General features: G+C 59.9%; 16 protein-coding genes. 12 read left to right on the top strand and 4 right to left on the bottom strand.

What is annotated here, in order from left to right:
- Positions 1–12: 12 nt before the first annotated feature.
- Positions 13–1,446 (top strand): uracil-xanthine permease family protein, encoded by a 1,434-nt coding sequence (locus C1J05_RS07645; RefSeq protein ID WP_114869729.1) that lies wholly within the window; start codon positions 13–15, stop codon positions 1,444–1,446.
- Here C1J05_RS07645 and C1J05_RS07650 read toward each other — a convergent pair.
- Genes C1J05_RS07650 through C1J05_RS07660 form a run of 3 tightly spaced genes read right to left on the bottom strand, consistent with a single transcriptional unit; the run spans position 1,443 to position 5,483 of the window.
- Complete coding sequence (locus tag C1J05_RS07650) at positions 1,443–2,867, bottom strand: FGGY family carbohydrate kinase (protein ID WP_114869730.1); 1,425 nt, start codon at positions 2,865–2,867, stop codon at positions 1,443–1,445. The two genes, C1J05_RS07645 and C1J05_RS07650, sit on opposite strands and share 4 nt — an antisense overlap.
- Positions 2,864–4,090, bottom strand: a complete 1,227-nt coding sequence (locus tag C1J05_RS07655) for an NAD(P)/FAD-dependent oxidoreductase (RefSeq protein ID WP_205389171.1) — start codon at positions 4,088–4,090, stop codon at positions 2,864–2,866. The genes C1J05_RS07650 and C1J05_RS07655 overlap by 4 nt, the downstream gene beginning before the upstream one ends.
- Positions 4,083–5,483 (bottom strand): NAD(P)/FAD-dependent oxidoreductase, encoded by a 1,401-nt coding sequence (locus tag C1J05_RS07660; RefSeq protein ID WP_114869731.1) that lies wholly within the window; start codon positions 5,481–5,483, stop codon positions 4,083–4,085. The genes C1J05_RS07655 and C1J05_RS07660 overlap by 8 nt, the downstream gene beginning before the upstream one ends.
- Before the next feature lie 184 nt (positions 5,484–5,667).
- Between C1J05_RS07660 and C1J05_RS07665 the strand changes: the two genes are divergently transcribed.
- The 10 genes from C1J05_RS07665 to C1J05_RS07710 all read left to right on the top strand — a co-directional run bounded on the left by C1J05_RS07665 (position 5,668) and on the right by C1J05_RS07710 (position 17,964).
- Positions 5,668–6,420 (top strand): DeoR/GlpR family DNA-binding transcription regulator, encoded by a 753-nt coding sequence (locus C1J05_RS07665; protein WP_114869732.1) that lies wholly within the window; start codon positions 5,668–5,670, stop codon positions 6,418–6,420.
- A 30-nt stretch (positions 6,421–6,450) separates the two neighbouring features.
- Positions 6,451–6,972, top strand: coding sequence for a TRAP transporter small permease subunit (locus C1J05_RS07670; RefSeq protein ID WP_114869733.1), 522 nt, complete (start codon positions 6,451–6,453; stop codon positions 6,970–6,972).
- Positions 6,969–8,303, top strand: coding sequence for a TRAP transporter large permease (locus C1J05_RS07675; RefSeq protein WP_114869734.1), 1,335 nt, complete (start codon positions 6,969–6,971; stop codon positions 8,301–8,303). Before C1J05_RS07670 ends, C1J05_RS07675 begins: the two co-directional genes overlap by 4 nt.
- 64 nt (positions 8,304–8,367) lie before the next feature.
- Positions 8,368–9,453 carry a TRAP transporter substrate-binding protein DctP gene (gene dctP / locus C1J05_RS07680; RefSeq protein ID WP_114869735.1) on the top strand — a complete coding sequence of 362 codons (1,086 nt, stop codon included), beginning with the start codon at positions 8,368–8,370 and terminating at the stop codon, positions 9,451–9,453.
- Positions 9,454–9,536: 83 nt separating this feature from the next.
- Entirely contained in the window at positions 9,537–10,901 is a 1,365-nt protein-coding gene (locus C1J05_RS07685; protein WP_114869736.1) for a glutamine synthetase family protein, read from the top strand.
- Positions 10,902–10,918: 17 nt separating this feature from the next.
- Positions 10,919–12,304: an aldehyde dehydrogenase family protein gene (locus tag C1J05_RS07690; RefSeq protein WP_114869737.1), complete on the top strand. Its 1,386-nt coding sequence runs from the start codon at positions 10,919–10,921 to the stop codon at positions 12,302–12,304.
- Complete coding sequence (locus C1J05_RS07695; protein ID WP_114869738.1) at positions 12,301–13,446, top strand: iron-containing alcohol dehydrogenase; 1,146 nt, start codon at positions 12,301–12,303, stop codon at positions 13,444–13,446. The genes C1J05_RS07690 and C1J05_RS07695 overlap by 4 nt, the downstream gene beginning before the upstream one ends.
- A 237-nt stretch (positions 13,447–13,683) precedes the next feature.
- Positions 13,684–14,706: a putative 2-aminoethylphosphonate ABC transporter substrate-binding protein gene (locus tag C1J05_RS07700; protein WP_114869739.1), complete on the top strand. Its 1,023-nt coding sequence runs from the start codon at positions 13,684–13,686 to the stop codon at positions 14,704–14,706.
- Positions 14,707–14,816: 110 nt separating this feature from the next.
- Complete coding sequence (locus C1J05_RS07705; protein ID WP_114869740.1) at positions 14,817–15,944, top strand: putative 2-aminoethylphosphonate ABC transporter ATP-binding protein; 1,128 nt, start codon at positions 14,817–14,819, stop codon at positions 15,942–15,944.
- A 4-nt stretch (positions 15,945–15,948) separates the two neighbouring features.
- Positions 15,949–17,964, top strand: a complete 2,016-nt coding sequence (locus tag C1J05_RS07710) for a putative 2-aminoethylphosphonate ABC transporter permease subunit (protein ID WP_114869741.1) — start codon at positions 15,949–15,951, stop codon at positions 17,962–17,964.
- Between the two features lie 6 nt (positions 17,965–17,970).
- On the opposite strand, the gene C1J05_RS07715 is transcribed toward C1J05_RS07710, so the two are convergent.
- Entirely contained in the window at positions 17,971–18,834 is an 864-nt protein-coding gene (locus C1J05_RS07715; RefSeq protein ID WP_114869742.1) for a LysR substrate-binding domain-containing protein, read from the bottom strand.
- Positions 18,835–18,957: 123 nt separating this feature from the next.
- Between C1J05_RS07715 and C1J05_RS07720 the strand changes: the two genes are divergently transcribed.
- On the top strand, positions 18,958–20,145 hold the full coding sequence (locus C1J05_RS07720) for a 2-aminoethylphosphonate--pyruvate transaminase (RefSeq protein ID WP_114869743.1): 1,188 nt from the start codon (positions 18,958–18,960) through the stop codon (positions 20,143–20,145).
- Positions 20,146–20,150: the final 5 nt, after the last annotated feature.

Here is a 20,150-nt window from a genome sequence, read left to right on the forward strand (position 1 = left end):
GGGACACTCCAAATGACAGATACATCCATCGGCACGCCGGAACAGTTGCGCGATCCGGATTATACGCCCGCGCTGCACAAGGCCATTCCACTGGGCATCCAGCATGTGCTGGCCATGTTCGTATCCAACGTGACACCGGCGATCATCATCGCGGGGGCCGCAGGGTTTGGGTTCGGTTCGGATGCCGGCGCGCAGGGCTTTCCGGACATGACCTACCTGATCCAGATGTCTATGCTGTTTGCCGGTATCGCGACGCTGTTCCAGACCATCGGCATGGGGCCGGTGGGGGCGCGGTTGCCGATTGTGCAGGGGACCAGTTTCGCCTTTATCCCGATCATGGTCCCACTGGTCGCAGGCAAAGGGGTCGAGGCATTGCCCGCCCTGTTCGGCGGCGTGCTGATCGGCGGGGTGTTCCACGCACTGCTGGGCACGGTGATCGGCAAAATCCGTTTTGCCCTGCCGCCGCTTGTGACCGGTCTGGTGGTCACGATGATCGGTCTGGCGCTGGTCAAGGTCGGTATCCAGTATGCCGCCGGTGGTGTTCCCGCGATCGACAAGCCTGAATACGGCAGTCTGCTGAACTGGTCCGCTGCGCTGGTGGTCATCTTTGTCACGCTGGGCCTGAAATTCTATGCCCGTGGAATGCTGGCGGTATCGGCCGTGGTGATCGGGATCATCGTGGGATATGCCTATGCGCTGGTCGTGGGTATGGTCACGTTCGATGCGATCGCAACCAGCTGGGGGCGCGCCGCGGCGCTGCAATTGCCGGTACCGTTCAAATACGGGTTCGAATTCAGCGTGGCCGCGATCGTCGGGTTCTGCCTGATGGCGTTCGTGTCGGCGGTGGAAACCGTGGGCGATGTATCGGGGATCACCAAGGGCGGCGCGGGGCGCGAGGCAACGGATCAGGAAATTCAGGGCGCAACCTATGCCGATGGTGTGGGCAGTGCGGTGGCCGGTATCTTTGGCGGCTTTCCAAACACCTCGTTCAGCCAGAATGTCGGCCTGATCGCCATGACCGGCGTGATGAGCCGCCACGTTGTGACAATTGGTGCGGTTTTTCTGATCCTGTGCGGGCTGGTGCCCAAGGTCGGCGCGGTAATCCGCACAATTCCCATCGAAGTGTTGGGCGGCGGTGTCATCGTGATGTTCGGCATGGTCGTGGCCGCGGGGATCTCGATGTTGTCGGATGTGAACTGGAACCGGCGCAACATGGTAATTTTCGCGATTTCCCTGTCCGTCGGGCTGGGCCTGCAACTGGACCCGAAGGCGGTGCAATACCTGCCTGATGCGCTGCGTATTCTGATGACGTCGGGCCTGTTGCCCGCCGCGCTGATCGCCATCGTGCTGAACCTGATGCTGCCCGAAGAGCTAAGCGGCGAGTCGACCGAAGAAGTTTCGGGCGGGTTGGCAGGCCACGCCAAAGGATCGCTGTCCGACCACTAGGGGCTGACGGTGCCAAAAGCCTGCACCGCATCGCGCGCGGCGCGAAACCGGTTCTGAAACGCGGGGGGCTGCCCCCGCGTTTTGATCGTCTGGCCCTGCAACGGCGTATCGATCTCGCCCCCCGCCGCCTCGGCGGCCAGCATGGCGGTGCCCATCGCTGTCAGTTCTGCTTCGTCGGATACGATCACATCACGGTTCAGCGCATCCGCCAGAAACGCGCAGAAATAGGGGTTTGCCGACAATCCGCCGTCAATCGACACGGTGCGCGCCAGCGGTTGCAACGCCTCGATCACCTGCACCACTTCGGCCATGCGAAAGGCCACGCCCTCCAGCACGGCCTGCATCATGTCACCCTTCGTCGTGTCCAGCGCCAACCCCATCCACGCCCCGCGCGCATGCCGGTCCCAGTGAGGGCAGGCCAGACCGGACAGCGCCGGAACAAAGGCCAATCCACGCGCAATTGCGGGATCGGCGTCAAAACGGTTGATGGTGTCGAACCCGTCAAACAGGCCCAGCCCCTGCGCCCAGTTGATCGCCGAGGATGCCGCATAAACGCCGCCATCCAGCGCATAGGTCGGTGGTTCGCCCGTTTTTTGCCATGCCACCGTGGGCAGCGGCCCGCCGGCACTGCGGATCAGGGCCGGGCCGGTCACGCTTAGGGCAAACGCGCCGGTGCCGAACGTGATCTTGGTATCCCCGGCCGCACGGCAGCGATGCCCGTAAAGCGCCGCCTGCTGGTCCACGATGCTGGCGCGCAATGTCAGGTCGGTACCTTCAAGAAGGCCCAGATCGCCATTTGTAGGAACAATCCGGGGCAGGGCACTGACCGGCACGCCAAACAGGTCACATAAATCCTCGTCCCACTTGCAACTGTCCAGTGCCATCAAGGATGTGCGAGAGGCGGTTGTCGGATCGGTTTCAAAGCGGTTGCACAAGCGGTCGCGAAAATAGGCATCCGTTGTCCCCAGCCGCAATGTCCCCTTGGCCGCAAGGGTCTTTGCCGCGGGCACGTTGCGCATGATCCAGCCCAGTTTCGAGGCGGAAAAATAGGCATCAATTGGCAGCCCCGCGCGCTGCATGACCAGATCGGCATGATCCGCCAGTGCAACCAGTCCGGGCGCGGTGCGATCATCCTGCCAGACGATCACGGGGCAGATGGGTTCCCCTGTCTCGCCATCCCACGCCAGACAGCTTTCGCCCTGATTGGCCAGCCCCACCGCGGTGATCCCGTCCACGCCCTGCGCCGCCGCAAGACAGGCGCGCAGGTTGTCCAGCAGTTCGCCCGCATCATGTTCCACGTGGCCCGGCGCGGGATAGATCTGGCGGTGTTGCACCGAATGCAACAACTGTGCCGACCCGTCTTGCGACACCAGAACCGCACGGGTGCTGGTGGTGCCCTGATCTATGGCCAGTGTTTTCATGCTGTTTCGTCCAGTGTTATGTCGATTTTCCCGGCGTTCCGGGTATCGGGATAGGGCAATAGAATACGCCGTTCCGGTAAGGTCTCAACCGGTTTGCGGGTTGTGATCTGCCCGTCCACCCGCATCACCAATGTGCCTTTGACCGCACGGTTCACCCGCAACTGGAACCCGCGCAACGGCGATGGCCCGCCGGACCCGGCCAGACGCTGGGGCACGCAATAGGCCAACGCGTCGCCGTTCAGCGTGATTGTATCTTCAGATGGATCGGGCAGCGGCCGCTGCAGCACTTCAGCCATGATCTGCGCCATGCGCCAGCCCTCGCGCCAGCTCCACCCGGCGGTTTCCACCGCGCGCAATAGGTTTCCAGCGGCAAAATAATCCGGATCACTGCACCGCCCGTACTGGTCGATCTCGGGGCCGCCACTGGCAGGGTCAATGCGCAGGTGGCTGCGCTGCAACACGGCGGCATCGGGGCGGAAAGCGCCGCTGACGATCACCCCGTCGCAGGCAATATCGCGCGACCCGCGCGTATCGCGCACCGACACGGATGTGACGCGGTCGCGCCCGTGGATGGCCGTGATCTCTGTGCCCAGCAACAGCGGAACGCGCGCCAGTCGCGGAAACAGGGCCGTGGGCCAGCGGGCGGTGGTGCGCCCATTGGGTTCGATCATGGCGGCGGGGCGGATGCCCAGATGGCGGCATGTCAGGATCGCGGAAAACGACACCAGTTCGGTGCCCAGAATGACAGGCTGCCGGAACGGGCGCTGGCCATGCAGATAGACCATGCTTTGCAATGTGCCGGTGGTGATCACACCGCCCGGTTTGGTGCCCCCCAGCAGACGCGCAGCCCGCGATGTTTCGCGTGCACCGGTCGCCAGCAGCACCAGCCGTGGCGCCAGCACCTGTGGCCCGGACGGGCCAGTGACAGATACCGCAGGACCGGGCGCAAGGTCCGTCACCGTCACCTGTGTGCGGATTTCAACGCCTGCCTCTTGTGCGGTGCGCACCAGATGGCGGGCATAATCGGGGCCTTTCATCATACGCCCGTATTCACGCAGCCCGAACGGATAATGGCCGCAATGGCGCGGAATGCCGCCTGCCATTGGCTCGCGTTCCAGCACGATCACGCGGGGCACACCAAGGCGGCGCAATGCGGTGGCCGCAGCCAGACCGGACGGGCCGCCGCCCACGATCAGAATGGCGTCCTGCAACGACTCAGCCATCGTCAGCACCCGGGATCGGCTGATCCAGCCGGCCGCGTGTGATGTCGGCCAGTGGCGCAACACAGTAATTGCCCTGACACCGTCCCATCGTCACGCGCGTGCGCCGTTTCAGCCCGGCCAGGCTGGTGGCACGGAGCGGGCCTGACAATGCGGTTTCGATGTCGCGCCGCGTCACCTTTTCACAATGGCAGATGATGCCGCCGTTGCCGGCACATTGCCAGTCACGCGGGCCGTCCTCGGCCAGATTGGGCACCTGCGGCCAGTGGGGCGCGGGCAGGGGCGCGCGTTCGATCAGACCGGCGCAAAGCTTGTGCACGTGCCGCGCCGTCCCAAGTGCGGAACTGAGCCCTGTCGAGCGGATGCCACCGACACTGACATAGGCGCGGTCTGCATGGGCGCTGATCTGGTAATCCTTGAATTCGGTCGCGGGGCGCAATCCGGCGTAAAGCGCCGTTAACTCATGTGCGGCCAGAGCCGGCAGAATCTCGGCCCCGCGCTGGCGCAGGCTGTCCAGTGTGGCGGGGTCCAGCGTCGCGGTGTCGCGCGCATCCTGCTCTTCGGCGGTGGGGCCGACCAGCAGATTGCCCCAGATCGTGCGGCACACCACAATGCCTTTCGTCACTTTGGTGGGTACCGGCAGCAGGATATGGCGGGTCAGCGCCGCTGCGGGTTTGTCATAGACCACGAACTGCCCCTTGCGCGGGTGGATCGTGTACGTGTTTTGGCCGATCAGCATGGTGTCCACATGATCGCCATAAAGACCGGCGGCATTGATCACCACGCGGCTCCGAACCGCCCCGCGGCTGGTCTCCAGTTGCCAGTGATCCCCGTGATACGTGCCGCCAGACACGGTGCAGTTGCGCACAACGCGCGCGCCGTTCACCACCGCCTGCATCAGATAGGCATAAGGGGCCGACCATGGATCGACCAGATATTCGCGCGGCACGCGAAAGCTGGCCCTGACACCCTGCGCCAGTTCCGGTTCCAGTTCACGGGTTTGTGCCGCGCTCAGCGGGGCGATATCCGTGACCCCGTTGGCGCGCGCCTGATCCATCAGCGCGGGCAAAGCGGCCTCTTCTGCGTCGTTCCAGGCGATCACGAGCGCACCTGCGCGATCCAGCGACAGGTTCAGGCGGCGATGGATATCAATATATTCTGCATATCCGTCGGCGACGCATTGCTGTTCCAGCGATCCGCTGGGCGCGTCAAAACCGGTGTGCAAAATGGCGCTGTTGCCCTTGGATGCGCCATCCAGAATGTCCACCGCTTTTTCCAGCAGCGCCACGTTCCAGCCTTCCAGTGTCAGGCGACGCGCAATGGCGCATCCGATCACGCCACCACCAATGATGATCGCATCGTGGCACAGGTCAGGGGCGGGGGCGGTGTCGGGCATGGACAGATTCCATTTGCGCCAAAAGGCAGGCGCGGGAGTGCCCGAATTCTATGCCACGGAGTGACCGTTCAGTCAATTATTTGCGTTATTCATGACCGAATGATCAAAAAACGCGCAAATACAGTTGACACACACATGGGCCTGCCCGCTAGAGTTGGCACCAGAATTTTGGGGGACGGGCGCAATGACGCCAAAACAACGCCGCACGGAAATTGCCGAAATGGTGGGGCGCACCGGCCAGATCACGGTCGAGGCGCTTGCTCAGGCGTTTTCCGTATCGCTGGAAACCATCCGCCGCGATCTGGGCAAGCTGGCCGAAACCGGCGCGCTGCAAAAGATACATGGCGGGGCAAAGCCGTTGCGCCTTCATGCCGAAGGCAGCTTTGACGAGCGGATGGCCGAAGACGCGGGCGCAAAAATGGCGATTTCCGGAAAACTGGCGGAACTGATCAAACCCGGCGAAACGATTTTTGTCGATACCGGATCGACCACGCTGATTTGCGCCGAAGATCTGGTCAAGATCGACCGTCTGACGGTGATCACCAATTCGGTGCGGGTTGCGCAGGTGATTGCGCAGAACGCAACCAATACCGTGTACCTGCTGGGTGGATTGTTTTCCGGCGACAATGCGGAAACCGCAGGGCCGATGGTGATCGAACAGATCGGGCGTTTTCGCGCGGATCGTGCGGTTCTGACTGTCGCGGCCTTTGATGTCGATGCGGGCGCGATGGATTCCGATTTTGACGAGGCTCAGGTGGCACGAGCAATGATCGCCCACGCGCACCAGACTGTCGTTCTGGCCCATGCGTCGAAACTGGGTTTGCGGGCCGCGTTCCAAATCTGTCGACTTGACGAGGTTGATGTGTTTGTCTGTGATCAGGTGCCCGATCAGGCGGTTGTGTCGGCGCTGGATGCCGCCCAATGTGTGCTGCAATAAGGCCGGTTCGAGGTGGAGAGTCCCGACAGAATGAGAAATGCAATCAAGTCCTATGTCACCGTTGTGGATCGTCTGTCCGATTATGTCGGCTATGTCGCGATGTACCTGATTTTTGCGATGATCGGCATCCTGTTGCTGGATGCGATCACCCGCAATGTCATCCAGATCCCGCTGCACTGGCCGGTGGAACTGGCCCAGTTTACGCTGGCGGCCTATTATTTCATGGGCGGTGCCAAGACGCTGAAAGACAACAGCCATGTGCGCATGGACCTGTTTTACGACAATTTGTCGGATCGCGGCAAGGCGCGGTTGGACGCTATTACAATCAGTTGCCTGCTGTTTTATCTGGTGGTGATGCTGATCGGGTCGATCAGCAGCCTGCAATACGCCATTGATACCGGCGAGCGGCGGTTTTCCATGTGGAACCCGTCAGTTATTCCGATCAAGGCGCTGATGGTGGCCTGTATCGTGCTGATGATCCTGCAATCCATTTCGCTGTTCTTCAAATACATGGCCGCTGCCCGGACCGCACCGCAGGGTGATCTTTCATGAGCTATGAAATGATCGCGACGCTGATGTTTGCGTCAATGATGGTTCTGCTGATGACGGGGCAGCGGGTGTTTGCGGCCATCGGCTTTGTCGCCGCCGGGGCGGCGCTGCTGCTTTACGGGCAGGGTGGCGTGGAAATGCCGTTCAGTCAGGCGTTCAAACTGTTCAACTGGTTCCCGATGCTGACCCTGCCGCTGTTCATTTACATGGGCTATGTGCTGTCGGAATCCGGCATTGCCGAAGACCTTTATAAAATGCTGCATGTCTGGTTTGGCCGCGTGCGCGGCGGACTGGCGATCGGAACGATTTTCCTGATGGTGATCATTTCCGCGATGAACGGGCTTTCGGTGGCGGGCATGGCCATCGGGGCCACCATTGCGCTGCCCGAAATGTTGCGCCGCGGCTATGACAAGGTGCTGATTTCCGGCGTTGTGCAAGGCGGATCAAGCCTTGGTATTCTGGTGCCGCCATCTGTGGTGATGGTTCTTTATGGCATGATCGCGCGCCAGCCGGTCAGCCAGTTGTGGCTGGCGGGGATCATCCCGGGGCTGATGATGGCGACGATGTTCGTGATCTATGTGATCGTGCGCTGCCGGATCAATCCGGCGTTGGCACCCATAGTGTCAGACGAAGAACTGAACATGCCGCGCCGCGAAAAGCTGGCGCTGCTGCGGGCAGGCATCATTCCGTTCCTGATCTTTTTCTGCATGACGGGCCTTTTCGTCATGGGCGTGACCAGCCTTGTCGAAAGCTCGGCTGTGGGGGCCACATCGGCCACTTTGGCCGCTGCATGGAAGCGCCGCCTGTCCTGGAACATGATCCACGAAACTGCGCGCAAGACGCTGGCGATTTCCTGCATGTTCCTGTGGCTGATCCTGGCTGCACTGGCCTTTGGCGCGGTGTTTGACGGCATCGGCGCGGTGCGTGCCGTGGAATCGCTGTTCATCACCCGCTGGGAACTGACGCCCTGGCAGGTGATCATCATGATGCAGATCAGTTTTATCATCATGGGCATGTTTCTGGACGATACCGCGATGCTGGTCATCGTCGCACCGCTCTACATCCCGCTGGTGAAAACGCTTGATCTGGGCATTGATGGTGCGCTTATCTGGTTTGGGGTGCTCTATACCATGACCTGCCAGATCGCCTATATCACGCCGCCCTTCGGCTATAACCTGTTCCTGATGCGGGCGATGGCCCCCAAGGAAATCGGGCTGGTCGATATCTACCGGTCGATCTGGCCGTTTGTTCTTATGATGGCCACCACCATCGCGCTGGTGATGATCTTTCCACAACTGGCGCTTTGGCTGCCACAGACGTTCCGAGGTTACTGAGCAACCGGAATTCCACAGGCCCGTCAAGAGGCCGACCTTTTTTCAACATAGGAGTGTTACAACAATGACTGACAAAACCAAAACGCAATCGCCCTCTGAAAAGATACTCGAAAGCCGACGCAATTTCATGAAGAACGTGGGGCTTGGTGGCGCTGCGGCTGCAACCACGCTGGCCGCCCCCGCAGCCATCGCCCAGACCGCGCCGATCAAATGGCGCCTGCAAACCTATTCGGGCGCACCGCTGGGCGCGCATGTGATCAAACCGCAGATTGATGCGTTCAACGCCGCTGCGAACGGTGAAATGGAAATAGAACTCTATTACGCCGACCAGCTGGTGCCGACATCCGATCTGTTCCGTGCCATGCAGAACGGCACAATTGATGCGGTGCAGTCGGATGACGCGACAATGGCCTCGCCGGTCGATATTTCGGTCTTTGGCGGTTATTTCCCGTTTGCCACCCGCTACAGTCTCGATGTGCCGGCGCTGTTCAACTATTACGGTCTGAACGAAATCTGGGCCGAAGCTTATGGCGAAGTCGAAAACGTCACATGGCTGTCCTCGGGTGCCTGGGATCCGCTGCACATTTTTACCAAGGAACCGATCAATTCGCTGGCCGACATGAGCGGCAAGCGCGTGTTCGGCGTGCCGACAGCAGGCAAGTTCCTGTCGCGTTACGGCCTGATCCCGGTGACCGTGCCATGGGACGATGTCGAAGTTGCGCTGCAAACCGGCGAACTTGACGGCGTGGCATGGTGCGGCTTTACCGAAGCTTACGAGGTCGGCTGGGCCGATATCTGCAACTACGCCCTGACCAACTCTGTCACCGGTGCATGGTTCGGCAGCTATTTTGCCAACACCGAAAGCTGGAACAAGGTGCCGCCGCATCTGCAGCAACTCTATCGCTCGACCATCGACCAATCGCATTACTATCGTGATGTCTGGTACTGGGGCGGCGAGGCCAAGTTGCGCGTCGAAGGCGAGAAGATGGAGCTGACATCCATTCCGGCCGATGAATGGGCGCAGGTTGTCGCCGATTCCGAAGAGTTCTGGGACGAAATCGCAGCCTCTAGCCCGCGCTCTGCCAAGGTGGTACAGGCGTTCAAGGACTACGCCGCAACGATGACCAAAGCGGGTTATCCCTACCGTTAATTTGACATTCCGACCGGGGCGGCAGATTTGCCCGCCCCGGTTGCCACACCGGCCCTTCTGCGGGCCATCGAAAGACGTGAAACATGCCTGCCAACCTTACCTTTGATGAACTCCGAGTTGCCTTTGAAGCCGGCGAGATTGATACCGTTCTGACCTGCATCGTCGATATGCAGGGCCGCCTGATGGGCAAACGGTTCCACGCCGCGCATTTTATCAATGGCGGTCACAGCGAAACCCACGGCTGCAACTATCTGCTGGCCACCGATCTGGAAATGGAAACGGTGCAGGGCTACAAGGCCACCAGCTGGGAAGCAGGGTACGGCGATTACGTGCACAAGCCCGATCTGAGCACCTTGCGCATGGTGCCATGGTTGCCCGGCACGGCGATGGTGATGTGCGATCTGCTGGATCACCACACGCACGAAGAAGTCCCTCATGCGCCCCGCGCGGTTCTGAAGCGCCAGATCGCGCGCGCCCGCGCCATGGGTTTTGAACCGATGATGGCGACCGAGCTGGAGTTTTTCCTGTTCGAACAAAGCTTTGATGCGTTGAATGACGGCAATTATCAGGGCCTGCAAACGCTGGGCCGCTACAACACCGATTACGCGATTTTCGGCACCACCAAAGAAGAAGGGGTCATGCGCGACATTCGCAATGGTCTGTATGGCGCCGGCATCCCTGTCGAAAACTCGAAAGGAGAGGCAGAGGCCGGACAGGAAGAGGTGAACATCAAGTATTCGGACGCGCTGGACACGGCCGACATGCATACGATCACCAAAAATGCCTGCAAGGAAATCGCCTTTCAGCACGGACGTGCCCTGACCTTCATGGCAAAATACGCGACCGAACGCGCCGGATCATCCAGCCACATCCACCAATCCCTGTGGTCGGATGGCAAACCCGCGTTTCTGGATGAAAGCGCGGAATACGGTATGTCGGCCACCATGCGCCATTACGTGGCCGGTTTGCTGGCCCATGCCGAAGAAACCACCTATTTTCTCGCGCCCTATATCAACAGCTACAAACGCTTTACCGAAGGATTGTTCGCGCCAACCAAGGCCGTCTGGTCGATGGACAACCGCACCGCGGGCTACCGTGTCTGCGGTGATGGCACCAAGGGCATCCGCATCGAATGCCGTGTCGGTGGGGCCGATCTGAACCCCTATCTGGCCCTTGCGGCGCAGCTGGCAGCCGGTCTGAACGGGATCGAACAGAAGATGGAACTGGAGCCGGAGATATCGGGCGATGTCTATCGTGCCGGTCAGGCGCGCGACATTCCCAAGACGCTGGGGGCGGCGGCGGCGGCGATGCATCAGTCGAAAATGCTGCGCGCCGCGCTGGGCGATGATGTGATCGATCACTATCACCGCGCGGCCACTTGGGAAATCGAAGTACACAACCGCACCGTCACCGACTGGGATATAAAACGCGGATTCGAACGGGCGTAAACCGCCGGAGGACAAACATGACAACAATCAAACTTACATCGCCCGTAGACGGGAGCATTTATGCCGAGCGCACGGCGCTGAGCGTTGATCAGGCGCACGCCGCCGCAGCGCGTGCCAAGGCTGCCCAAAAAGACTGGGCGGCGCGCCCGCTGGCCGACCGGATGGCGCTGGTTCAGGCCGGAGTGGCCGAACTGAACAAGATGTCGGACCGGATGGTGCAGGAAATCGCATGGCAGATGGGCCGCCCTACACGCTATGGCGGTGAATTCGGCGGTATGAACGAACGCAGCGAATACATGCTGTCGATCGCGCCAGAAGCGCTGGCCCCGATGATCGTGGAAGACAGCGACAAGATGGATCGCCGGATCGAACGCGATCCGCACGGCGTCATTCTGGTAATTGCACCGTGGAACTATCCCTACATGACGGCGATGAACACCATCGTGCCGGCGCTGATCGCCGGCAACGCCGTGATGCTGAAACATGCCAGCCAGACGCTGCTGGTGGGTGAAATGATTGCCGAGGCGATGCATGCTGGCGGCATTCCTGCCGATGTTTTCCAGAATGTGGTTCTTGATCATGCGGGCACGGAATCCCTGATTGCGGCGCGCTGTTTCGGCTTTGTGAACTTTACCGGTTCGGTCGGTGGCGGTCGCGCGATTGAAAAGGCGGCGGCCGGCACGTTCACGTCGCTGGGGCTGGAACTGGGCGGCAAAGACCCCGCCTATGTCATGGAAGATGCCGATCTGGACTGGGCCGTTGATGTGCTTATGGACGGCGCGATGTTCAATGCGGGGCAATGCTGCTGCGGGATCGAACGGATTTACGTACATGACAGCCTTTATGACGCGTTTGTCGAAAAGGCCGTGGCGTGGGTGAAGGCCTTGAAACTGGGCAATCCCTTTGATGCCGAAACCACGCTTGGCCCGATGGCCAATGCCCGCTTTGCGGCCACCGTGCGCGATCAGGTTGCCGAAGCGGTGGCCGCCGGGGCCAAGGCGATGATTGATCCGGCGCTGTTTCCCGCAGATGACGGAGGCGCGTATCTTGCGCCGCAAATCCTGACCAATGTGGATCATTCGATGCGGGTGATGATGGAGGAATCATTTGGCCCTGTCGTTGGCATCATGCCGGTGAAGGACGACGCGCAAGCGCTTGAATTGATGAATGATTCGCCATACGGACTGACGGCTTCGCTGTGGACCGGCGATGTGGATCGTGCCTTTGAAATCGGGCGGCAGATCGAAACCGGCACCGTGTTTCTGAACCGGGCCGATTACCTTGATCCGGCAATCTGCTGGACCGGCTGCAAGGACACGGGGCGCGGTGGCGCGCTGTCTGTTCTGGGCTATCACGCGGTCACGCGCCCCAAATCCTATCACCTGCGAAAGGTCAAATCATGAACCTGACTGGCAACTGGTCTTATCCGACCGCAATCAAATTCGGCGCGGGCCGTATCGGGGAACTGGGCGAAGCCTGTGCCGCCGCCGGTATCAAACGTCCGCTGCTGGTCACGGATCGCGGGCTGGCAAGCATGGCGATCACGCAAAACGCGCTGAACCTGATGGAACAGGCGGGGCTGGGCCGCGCGATGTTTGCCGATGTCGATGCCAACCCGACCGAGGTCAACCTGGCCGCCGGGCTTGAGGTATACAAATCCGGCAACCACGACGGCGTGATCGCCTTTGGCGGCGGGTCGGGTCTTGATCTGGGCAAGATGGTCGCGTTCATGTCGGGCCAGACACGCCCCTTGTGGGATTATGAAGATATCGGCGATTGGTGGACCCGCGCCGACCCTGCGGGCATCGCACCGATTGTGGCCGTGCCCACCACGGCAGGCACCGGATCGGAAGTGGGCCGCGCGTCGGTCATCACAAATTCGCAGACCCACGTGAAAAAGATCATCTTTCATCCCAAAGTGTTGCCCGCTGTCGTGATCTGCGATCCGGAACTGACGGTCGGAATGCCGAAAACGATCACGGCCGGCACCGGAATGGATGCCTTTGCCCACTGTCTTGAGGCGTATTCGTCGCCGCATTATCACCCGATGTCGCAGGGCATAGCGCTGGAAGGTTTGCGGTTGGTCAACACCTACCTGCCACGTGCCTATGCCGACGGCACCGATCTTGAGGCGCGCGCGCATATGATGTCGGCGGCGATGATGGGGGCGGTGGCCTTTCAAAAGGGGCTGGGCGCGATCCATGCGCTGTCCCATCCCGTTGGCGCGGTTTTCAACACCCATCACGGCACCACGAACGCGGCTGTCATGTCGGCCTGCCTGGCCTTCAATCGGCCCGCGATCGAAGACCGCATTGCACAGGCATCCGCCTATCTGGGCATCGACGGCGGCTTTGACGGGTTCGCGGCGCGTGTTGTGGAACTGAATGAAATGTTCAGCATTCCCAAAGGGCTGGCGGCGATGGGCGTTGATGCGTCCCGTCTGGACGAGTTGACCGATATGGCGCTGCAGGACCCCAGCGTGGGTGGCAATCCGGTTGAAATGACCAAGGATAACACCCGCGCCCTGTTCGACGCGGCGATGTAGAACAATCGCGCCCTGCAAAGCTGTGGGGCGAATTCCGTATAAACGGGTCAATACGGGCGGGTCAGACACCGCCCGTTTTTTTTCACTGTTTCGCGCCATAATTTTCATAGGAACAGCTTATGAAGTGGTAAGAATAATCAATTTTTCTTGTGCCATGAACGTGCAACACTGCACCGATACTGGACGCGCTGTCTGCGTCCCAAAAAGCCGCAAAAAAACCAACCAAGGAGAAGTATCATGACACTGCACAAGACGCTACTGGCCTCGATTGCAGCGGGGGCGTTGTTCGCAACGACGCTGGCTGCGGAAACCGAAGTCACTGTTTACACCGCTGTCGAGGCCGAAGATCTGGCCCGCTACGCCGAAACCTTCAACCAGTCCTACCCTGATATCAAAATCAACTGGGTGCGCGATTCCACCGGTATCATCACGGCGAAACTGCTGGCCGAACGGGACAATCCGCAAGCTGACGTGATCTGGGGGCTGGCCGCCACATCGTTGCTGCTGCTTAAATCCGAAGGCATGCTGGAACCCTATGCACCCGTCGGTGTTGAAAAACTTGATCCGAAATTTGTCGATGATGGCAACCCGCCGGCATGGGTTGGCATGGACGCCTGGGTTGCGGCGGTCTGCTTTAACACCGTCGAAGGCGAAAAGCTGGGGCTGACGCCGCCCACATCCTGGCAGGACCTGACCGATCCGCAATATGCCGGTCATGTCATCATGCCGAACCCGAATTCATCCGGCACCGGATTCCTTGACGTATCCAGCTGGCTGCAAATTTTCGGAGAAGAGGGCGGTTGGGCCTATATGGACGCGCTGCACGAAAACATCGCGCGCTACACCCATTCGGGGTCAGCACCTTGCAAACTGGCCGCATCCGGTGAAATCCCCATTGGCGTGTCCTTTGCCTTCCGGGGGGCCAAATCCAAGGCTGACGGCGCGCCGATCGAAATCATCGTGCCATCTGAAGGTGTCGGCTGGGATATGGAAGCCACGGCCATCGTGGCCGGTACGGCCAATCTGGACGCCGCCAAAGCCATCGTTGATTTTTCGGTGACCAAGGAAGCCAACGAAATGTACAACACCGGCTACGCCGTTGTCGCCTATCCCGGTATCGCCAAACCGGTTGAACATTTCCCCGAAGGCTTGCTGGACGCGATGATCGACAATGATTTCGAATTCGCCGCCAACAACCGCGCCGCCATTCTGGCCGAGTGGCAAAAGCGCTATGACGGAAAATCCGATCCCAAGAACTAGGGGTCTTGCAGGCGCAGGGGCGGGTCTTATCGCCTCTGCGTCTTTTTCCACGATGATTCCGTAAGGCAAAGCGCCGATCCGACCGACACCCAAGAACAAGGACAAGCCCCGTGCCGCAGGCCAACGCTGCCCGAACCCCTTATCTGAATATTGAAAACCTGTGGAAAGCCTTTGGCGATTTTCTTGCGCTCAAGGACATATCGCTTGAAATTGAAGACGGGGAATTCGTTTGTTTTCTGGGCCCGTCAGGCTGCGGCAAAACCACCTTACTGCGCGCGATTGCAGGGCTTGATCTGCAAACGAAAGGGCGGGTGGTGCAGGGGGGCAAGGACGTATCGAACCTGCCCCCGTCCGAGCGTGATTTCGGAATTGTTTTCCAGTCCTACGCTCTGTTCCCCAACCTGACGATTGAAAAGAACATTGCCTTCGGGCTTGAAAATACCGGCCGGAACAAGGCCGAAATCGCCAGCCGCGTGACCGAACTGCTGGATCTGGTGGGGCTGGAAGAGCAGCGCAAGAAATATCCGGCGCAACTGTCGGGCGGGCAGCAACAGCGCATCGCACTGGCCCGCGCCATTGCCACCAGTCCGGGCCTGCTGCTGCTGGATGAACCCCTGTCGGCGCTGGACGCCAAGGTGCGGGTGCATTTGCGCCATGAAATCAAAGATTTGCAGCGCAAACTTGGTGTCACAACCGTCATGGTGACACATGATCAGGAAGAGGCGCTTTCGATGGCGGACCGGATCGTGGTGATGAAAGACGGGGTGATCGAACAGATCGGATCCCCGACCGAGATTTACCGCCATCCCGCCACTCTGTTCGTGGCCGGATTTATCGGCGAAATGAACCAGATTTCGGCGCAGGCCGGCGCAGCCGATACAGTGACATTCGGCGGTGCGGACATGAAATGCCGCCCACACGGCTTTGACGCCGGCGCAGAAATCATCGCAGCCATCCGCCCCGAAGATATCATTCCCCACGGTTCGGATGCGAAGGCGCTGGGATCTGACGACATTATTGAAACACCGGAAAACGCGTTTGAGGTTCTGGTTGCGGATATGGAATTCCTCGGCTCGTTCTGGCGTTGCCGGCTGGAACACGAAAGGTTCGCGCACGCCGAGGTTTACGCTGATTTTTCAATCAACGCCGTGCGTCGTCTGGATCTTGCCGCGGGCAAACGCATGATGATCGAACTGCCCAAAAACCGCCTGATGGCGTTTGGCAGCGGACGGGTCTGATCAGATGAGCGATGTGCAAACCGCCCGGCTGCCAGCAGGCCCCCATGTGAAAGGCAAGTTGAGCCGCGACGATATCATCATGCGCGGTGGGCTGATCGTAATTGCGCTGTACCTGATCGTCACATTGGCCTTTCCGCTTTATGCGATGATGTCGAAATCGCTTTCGACCTACACGTTCGATCTGAGTACGTTCGAATTTCAGGTCAGCGACGAAGAAGGCAAATTTTCCGTCGAACCGGTCACAGCGGCAGAACTGAACGCGCAACTGGGCGTGCTGGCCCCCGATGATCTGATCGCCGGATCGGACAGCCGGTTGGGGGTCACGCAGTTTTTCCCCGACTTCAGTTTTCGCAGCCCGGTAAAATACCGTGTACGCACCACCGCCGAAGACGGGCGGTTTCTGATCGGGTCCGATCTGGTGGACAGCACCGACTGGGTCGAACTGGACAGCAACACGTTCCGCCGCGTGCAATTGCGTCCGGCGCGGGCGCGGGGTCTGGGCAATTTCATCAACTATTTCTCGACACCCAGTCTGTCCAATTCGATCAAGAATTCGGTTGTGATCGCCACGATCAGCACCATCATCACGGTGACGCTGGCGTTCTGGTTTGCCTTTGCGCTGAACCGGACCTGTATGCGGTTCAAGGGGTTTTTCCGTCTTGTTGCAATGGCCCCCATTCTGGTGCCATCCCTGCTGCCCGGCATTGCGCTGGTCTATCTGTTCGGCAATCAGGGCATGCTGAAGGAACTGTTGTTCGGGGCCAGTATTTACGGCCCGATCGGCATCGTTATCGGATCGGTGTTTTTCACCTTTCCCCACGCGTTCCTGATCATATCGACCGCACTGGCCATATCCGATGCGCGCCTTTACGAAGCGGCCGTTTCGCTGCGGGCCACCCCGTGGCGCACGTTCTGGACGGTTACCATTCCGGGCGCGCGCTATGGTCTGGTTTCGGCGGCGTTTGTGGTGTTCAATCTGGTGATCACCGATTTTGGCTTGCCCAAGGTGATCGGCGGACAGTTCAACGTTCTGGCGGTGGACATCTACAAACAGGTCATCGGGCAGCAGAATTTCGAAATGGGCGCGGTGGTATCGGTGGTGCTGGTGATCCCAGCGATTGTCGCCTTCAGCGTCGATCGGCTGGTGCAAAGCAAACAGGTGGCGCTGTTGTCGGCGCGCTCTGTCCCGTACCAGCCCAGCCCGAACCGGCGCGCGGACCGCCTGTTCTTGGTCTATGCTTTTGCCATTGCCCTGTTCATCCTGGGTATGCTGGGCGTTTGCCAGTTTGCCGCCCTGATCAAATTCTGGCCCTATGACCTAAGCCTGAGCCTGAACAACTATCAGTTCAACCGCATGGATGGCGGCGGCTGGGCCGCCTATTTCAATTCGATCAAACTGGGTCTGCTGACGGCGGTTATCGGCACGGCGGTGATCTTTTTTGGCGCGTATCTGGTTGAAAAGTCGAACGGATTTCGCACCGGACGGGCGGTGTTCCAGATGTTCGCGATGCTGCCCATGGCCATTCCGGGCATGGTGCTGGGTCTGGCCTATATCTTTTTCTTCAACAATCCAGCGAACCCGCTGAACGCGATTTACGGCACGATGGCCATTCTGGTCGTCTGCACGATCACGCATTTTTACACGGTGTCGCACCTTACGGCCGTCACGGCCCTGCAACAGATGGACCGGGAGTTTGAATCAGTCTCGGCCTCGTTGAAGCAGCCCACGCTGAAGCTGTTTTCGCGGGTGACGGTGCCGGTCTGCATGCCCGCGGTGCTGGATATTTCGATCTACCTGTTCGTGAACGCGATGACGACGGTTTCGGCTGTGGTGTTTCTTTATTCCCCCAAGACATCGCTGGCATCGATTGCGGTACTGAACATGGACGACGCGGGCGATATCGCACCGGCAGCGGCGATGGGTATGATGATCTTTTACACAAATGCCGCCGCCCGCATTCTGCATATGATCGCGTCCAAGGGCATATTGCGGCGCACGCAGGCGTGGCGTACCCGTTAGACAGGATCAGGCCCGCGCGCCCGCGAAATCCATAAAGGCGCGGATCACCTTCACCTCGCGGCGTTGCATCATATAGACCAGTGATTCCGACATGGTCACATTGATCCCCTTGATCGGGATTTGTACCAGACGGTCGTCATTGCCGAATTCGGCCAGCGATACAAATCCGACCCCCGCGCCGGATGCGACAACCTCGCGCATCGCCTCGCGGCCTTCGGCCTCGATTGCCGGGGTCAGGCGCACGCCCTGCTTTTCGGCCTCGGCCTCGATCTTCTGGCGGGTTTTCGATCCGGCTTCGCGGAAGATCAGGGGCAGCGCCGCCAGTTCTTCAAGGCTCAGGCTGGTTTTGCCTTTGGGCGCGGTGCTTTTGGCGGCAAAAGCCACGATCGGGGTGGCCCCCAGATCGTGCACCATCAGGTCGGGACCGGGCGAAAGGCTGCCCACGACGCCGATTTCGGCGTTATAGGATCGCAACGCCTCGACCACCTCTTCGGTATTGCCGGTGCGCACACTGACAAAAACGCGCGGATAGCGAGCGCGGAACCGGCTTAGGATATCGGTGATGTGATGCGCGGAGTCGGCGACGATGCGCAATGTGCCTTCAACCGCTGTGCGGGTTTCTGACATGTATTCTTCGATTTGCTGTTCGACATCGAAATATTGCTTGGTCAGAACAAACAGCGCGCGCCCCTCGCGGGTCAGCGATACCCGCTTGCGATCGCGCAGGAACAGCAGAACATCATAATCCTGTTCCAGTTTGCGCACCTGTTCGGACACGGCGGGCTGGCTCAGGCGCATGGCCTCGGCGGCGCGCGAAAAACCGCCATGCAGGGCGACATTGTGAAACGCTTTCAACTGGCTTTGGCGCATGGTTTGCCCTCGCGACTCGGTCTATAGGCTGTGCTTATGTAACAATATCTATTAGCAATTTTACATATGGACAAGATTGCCCCACATGATGGGGTAACCCATCGGTATGTCCGGAGAGAGACAATGACCAGTACCGCCCCGAAAATCGAAGCGCCGCGACTGGGAGAGCCCTATCTTCTGACGCCCGGCCCGCTGACCACATCTTACGCGGTGAAAGAGGCGATGCTGCGCGACTGGGGCAGTTGGGATGGCGATTTCCGCGCCATGACACAAACCATGCGCGATGCGTTGCTGGCGATGCTGGGGCAGGGCGGCGAGGCATTCGATTGCGTGCCGATGCAGGGCAGCGGCAGTTTTTCTGTCGAGGCTATGCTGGGTTCGTTCATTCCGCGCGACGGCAAGGTGCTGGTTCTGGCCAATGGCGCTTACGGGCTGCGCACCGCACAAACCCTGCACTATCTGGGGCGTGACCACATTGTTCTGGACAAGGGCGATTACCTGCCGCCACGCGGGGACGAGGTGGCGCGCATTCTGGCCGATGATCCGGCAATCACCCATGTCGTTGCGATCCATTGCGAAACCAGTTCCGGCATCCTGAACCCGGTCGAGGAAATTTCCGAAGTCACCTATGCCGCAGGACGCAAATTGCTGATCGACAGCATGTCGGCCTTTGGCGCGATCCCGCTGGAGCCGTCCAAAATCCGCTATGAGGCGCTGGTCTCTTCGGCGAACAAATGTATCGAAGGCGTGCCGGGCTTTGGCTTTATCATCGCGCGCAAGACGGAACTGGAGGCCGCCAAGGGCAACAGCCATTCGCTGAGCCTCGATGTGCATGCGCAATGGGCGCACATGAACAAGACGGGCCAGTGGCGCTTTACCCCGCCGACCCATGTCGTGGCCGCATTTATCGAGGCGCTGCACGCGCACAAGGCCGAGGGCGGCGTAGCGGGGCGGGGCGCGCGCTATACAAGAAACCGTGATGTGCTGGTGGCTGGTATGCGCGATCTTGGGTTTGAAACCCTGCTGGCCAATCGCTGGTTGTCACCTATCATTGTCACATTCTTTTGCCCTGCCGACGAAAAATTCAAATTCGACACGTTCTACGAACTGATGAAAGACAAGGGCTTCATCATCTATCCGGGCAAGCTGACGGCGGTGGACAGTTTCCGCATCGGCTGTATCGGGCAGATGGACGAACACGTGATGCACCGCGTTGTGGATGCAGCCAAAACCTGTCTGGTCAAGATGGGTGTCACAGATGCCGCGCCGCCCGCAGCGGCGCTGAAAGAACGAGCCAAACTGGCCGCCTGATTGAA

Origin of the sequence: Sulfitobacter sp. JL08 (assembly GCF_003352045.1) — a bacterium.
Lineage (GTDB): Bacteria > Pseudomonadota > Alphaproteobacteria > Rhodobacterales > Rhodobacteraceae > JL08.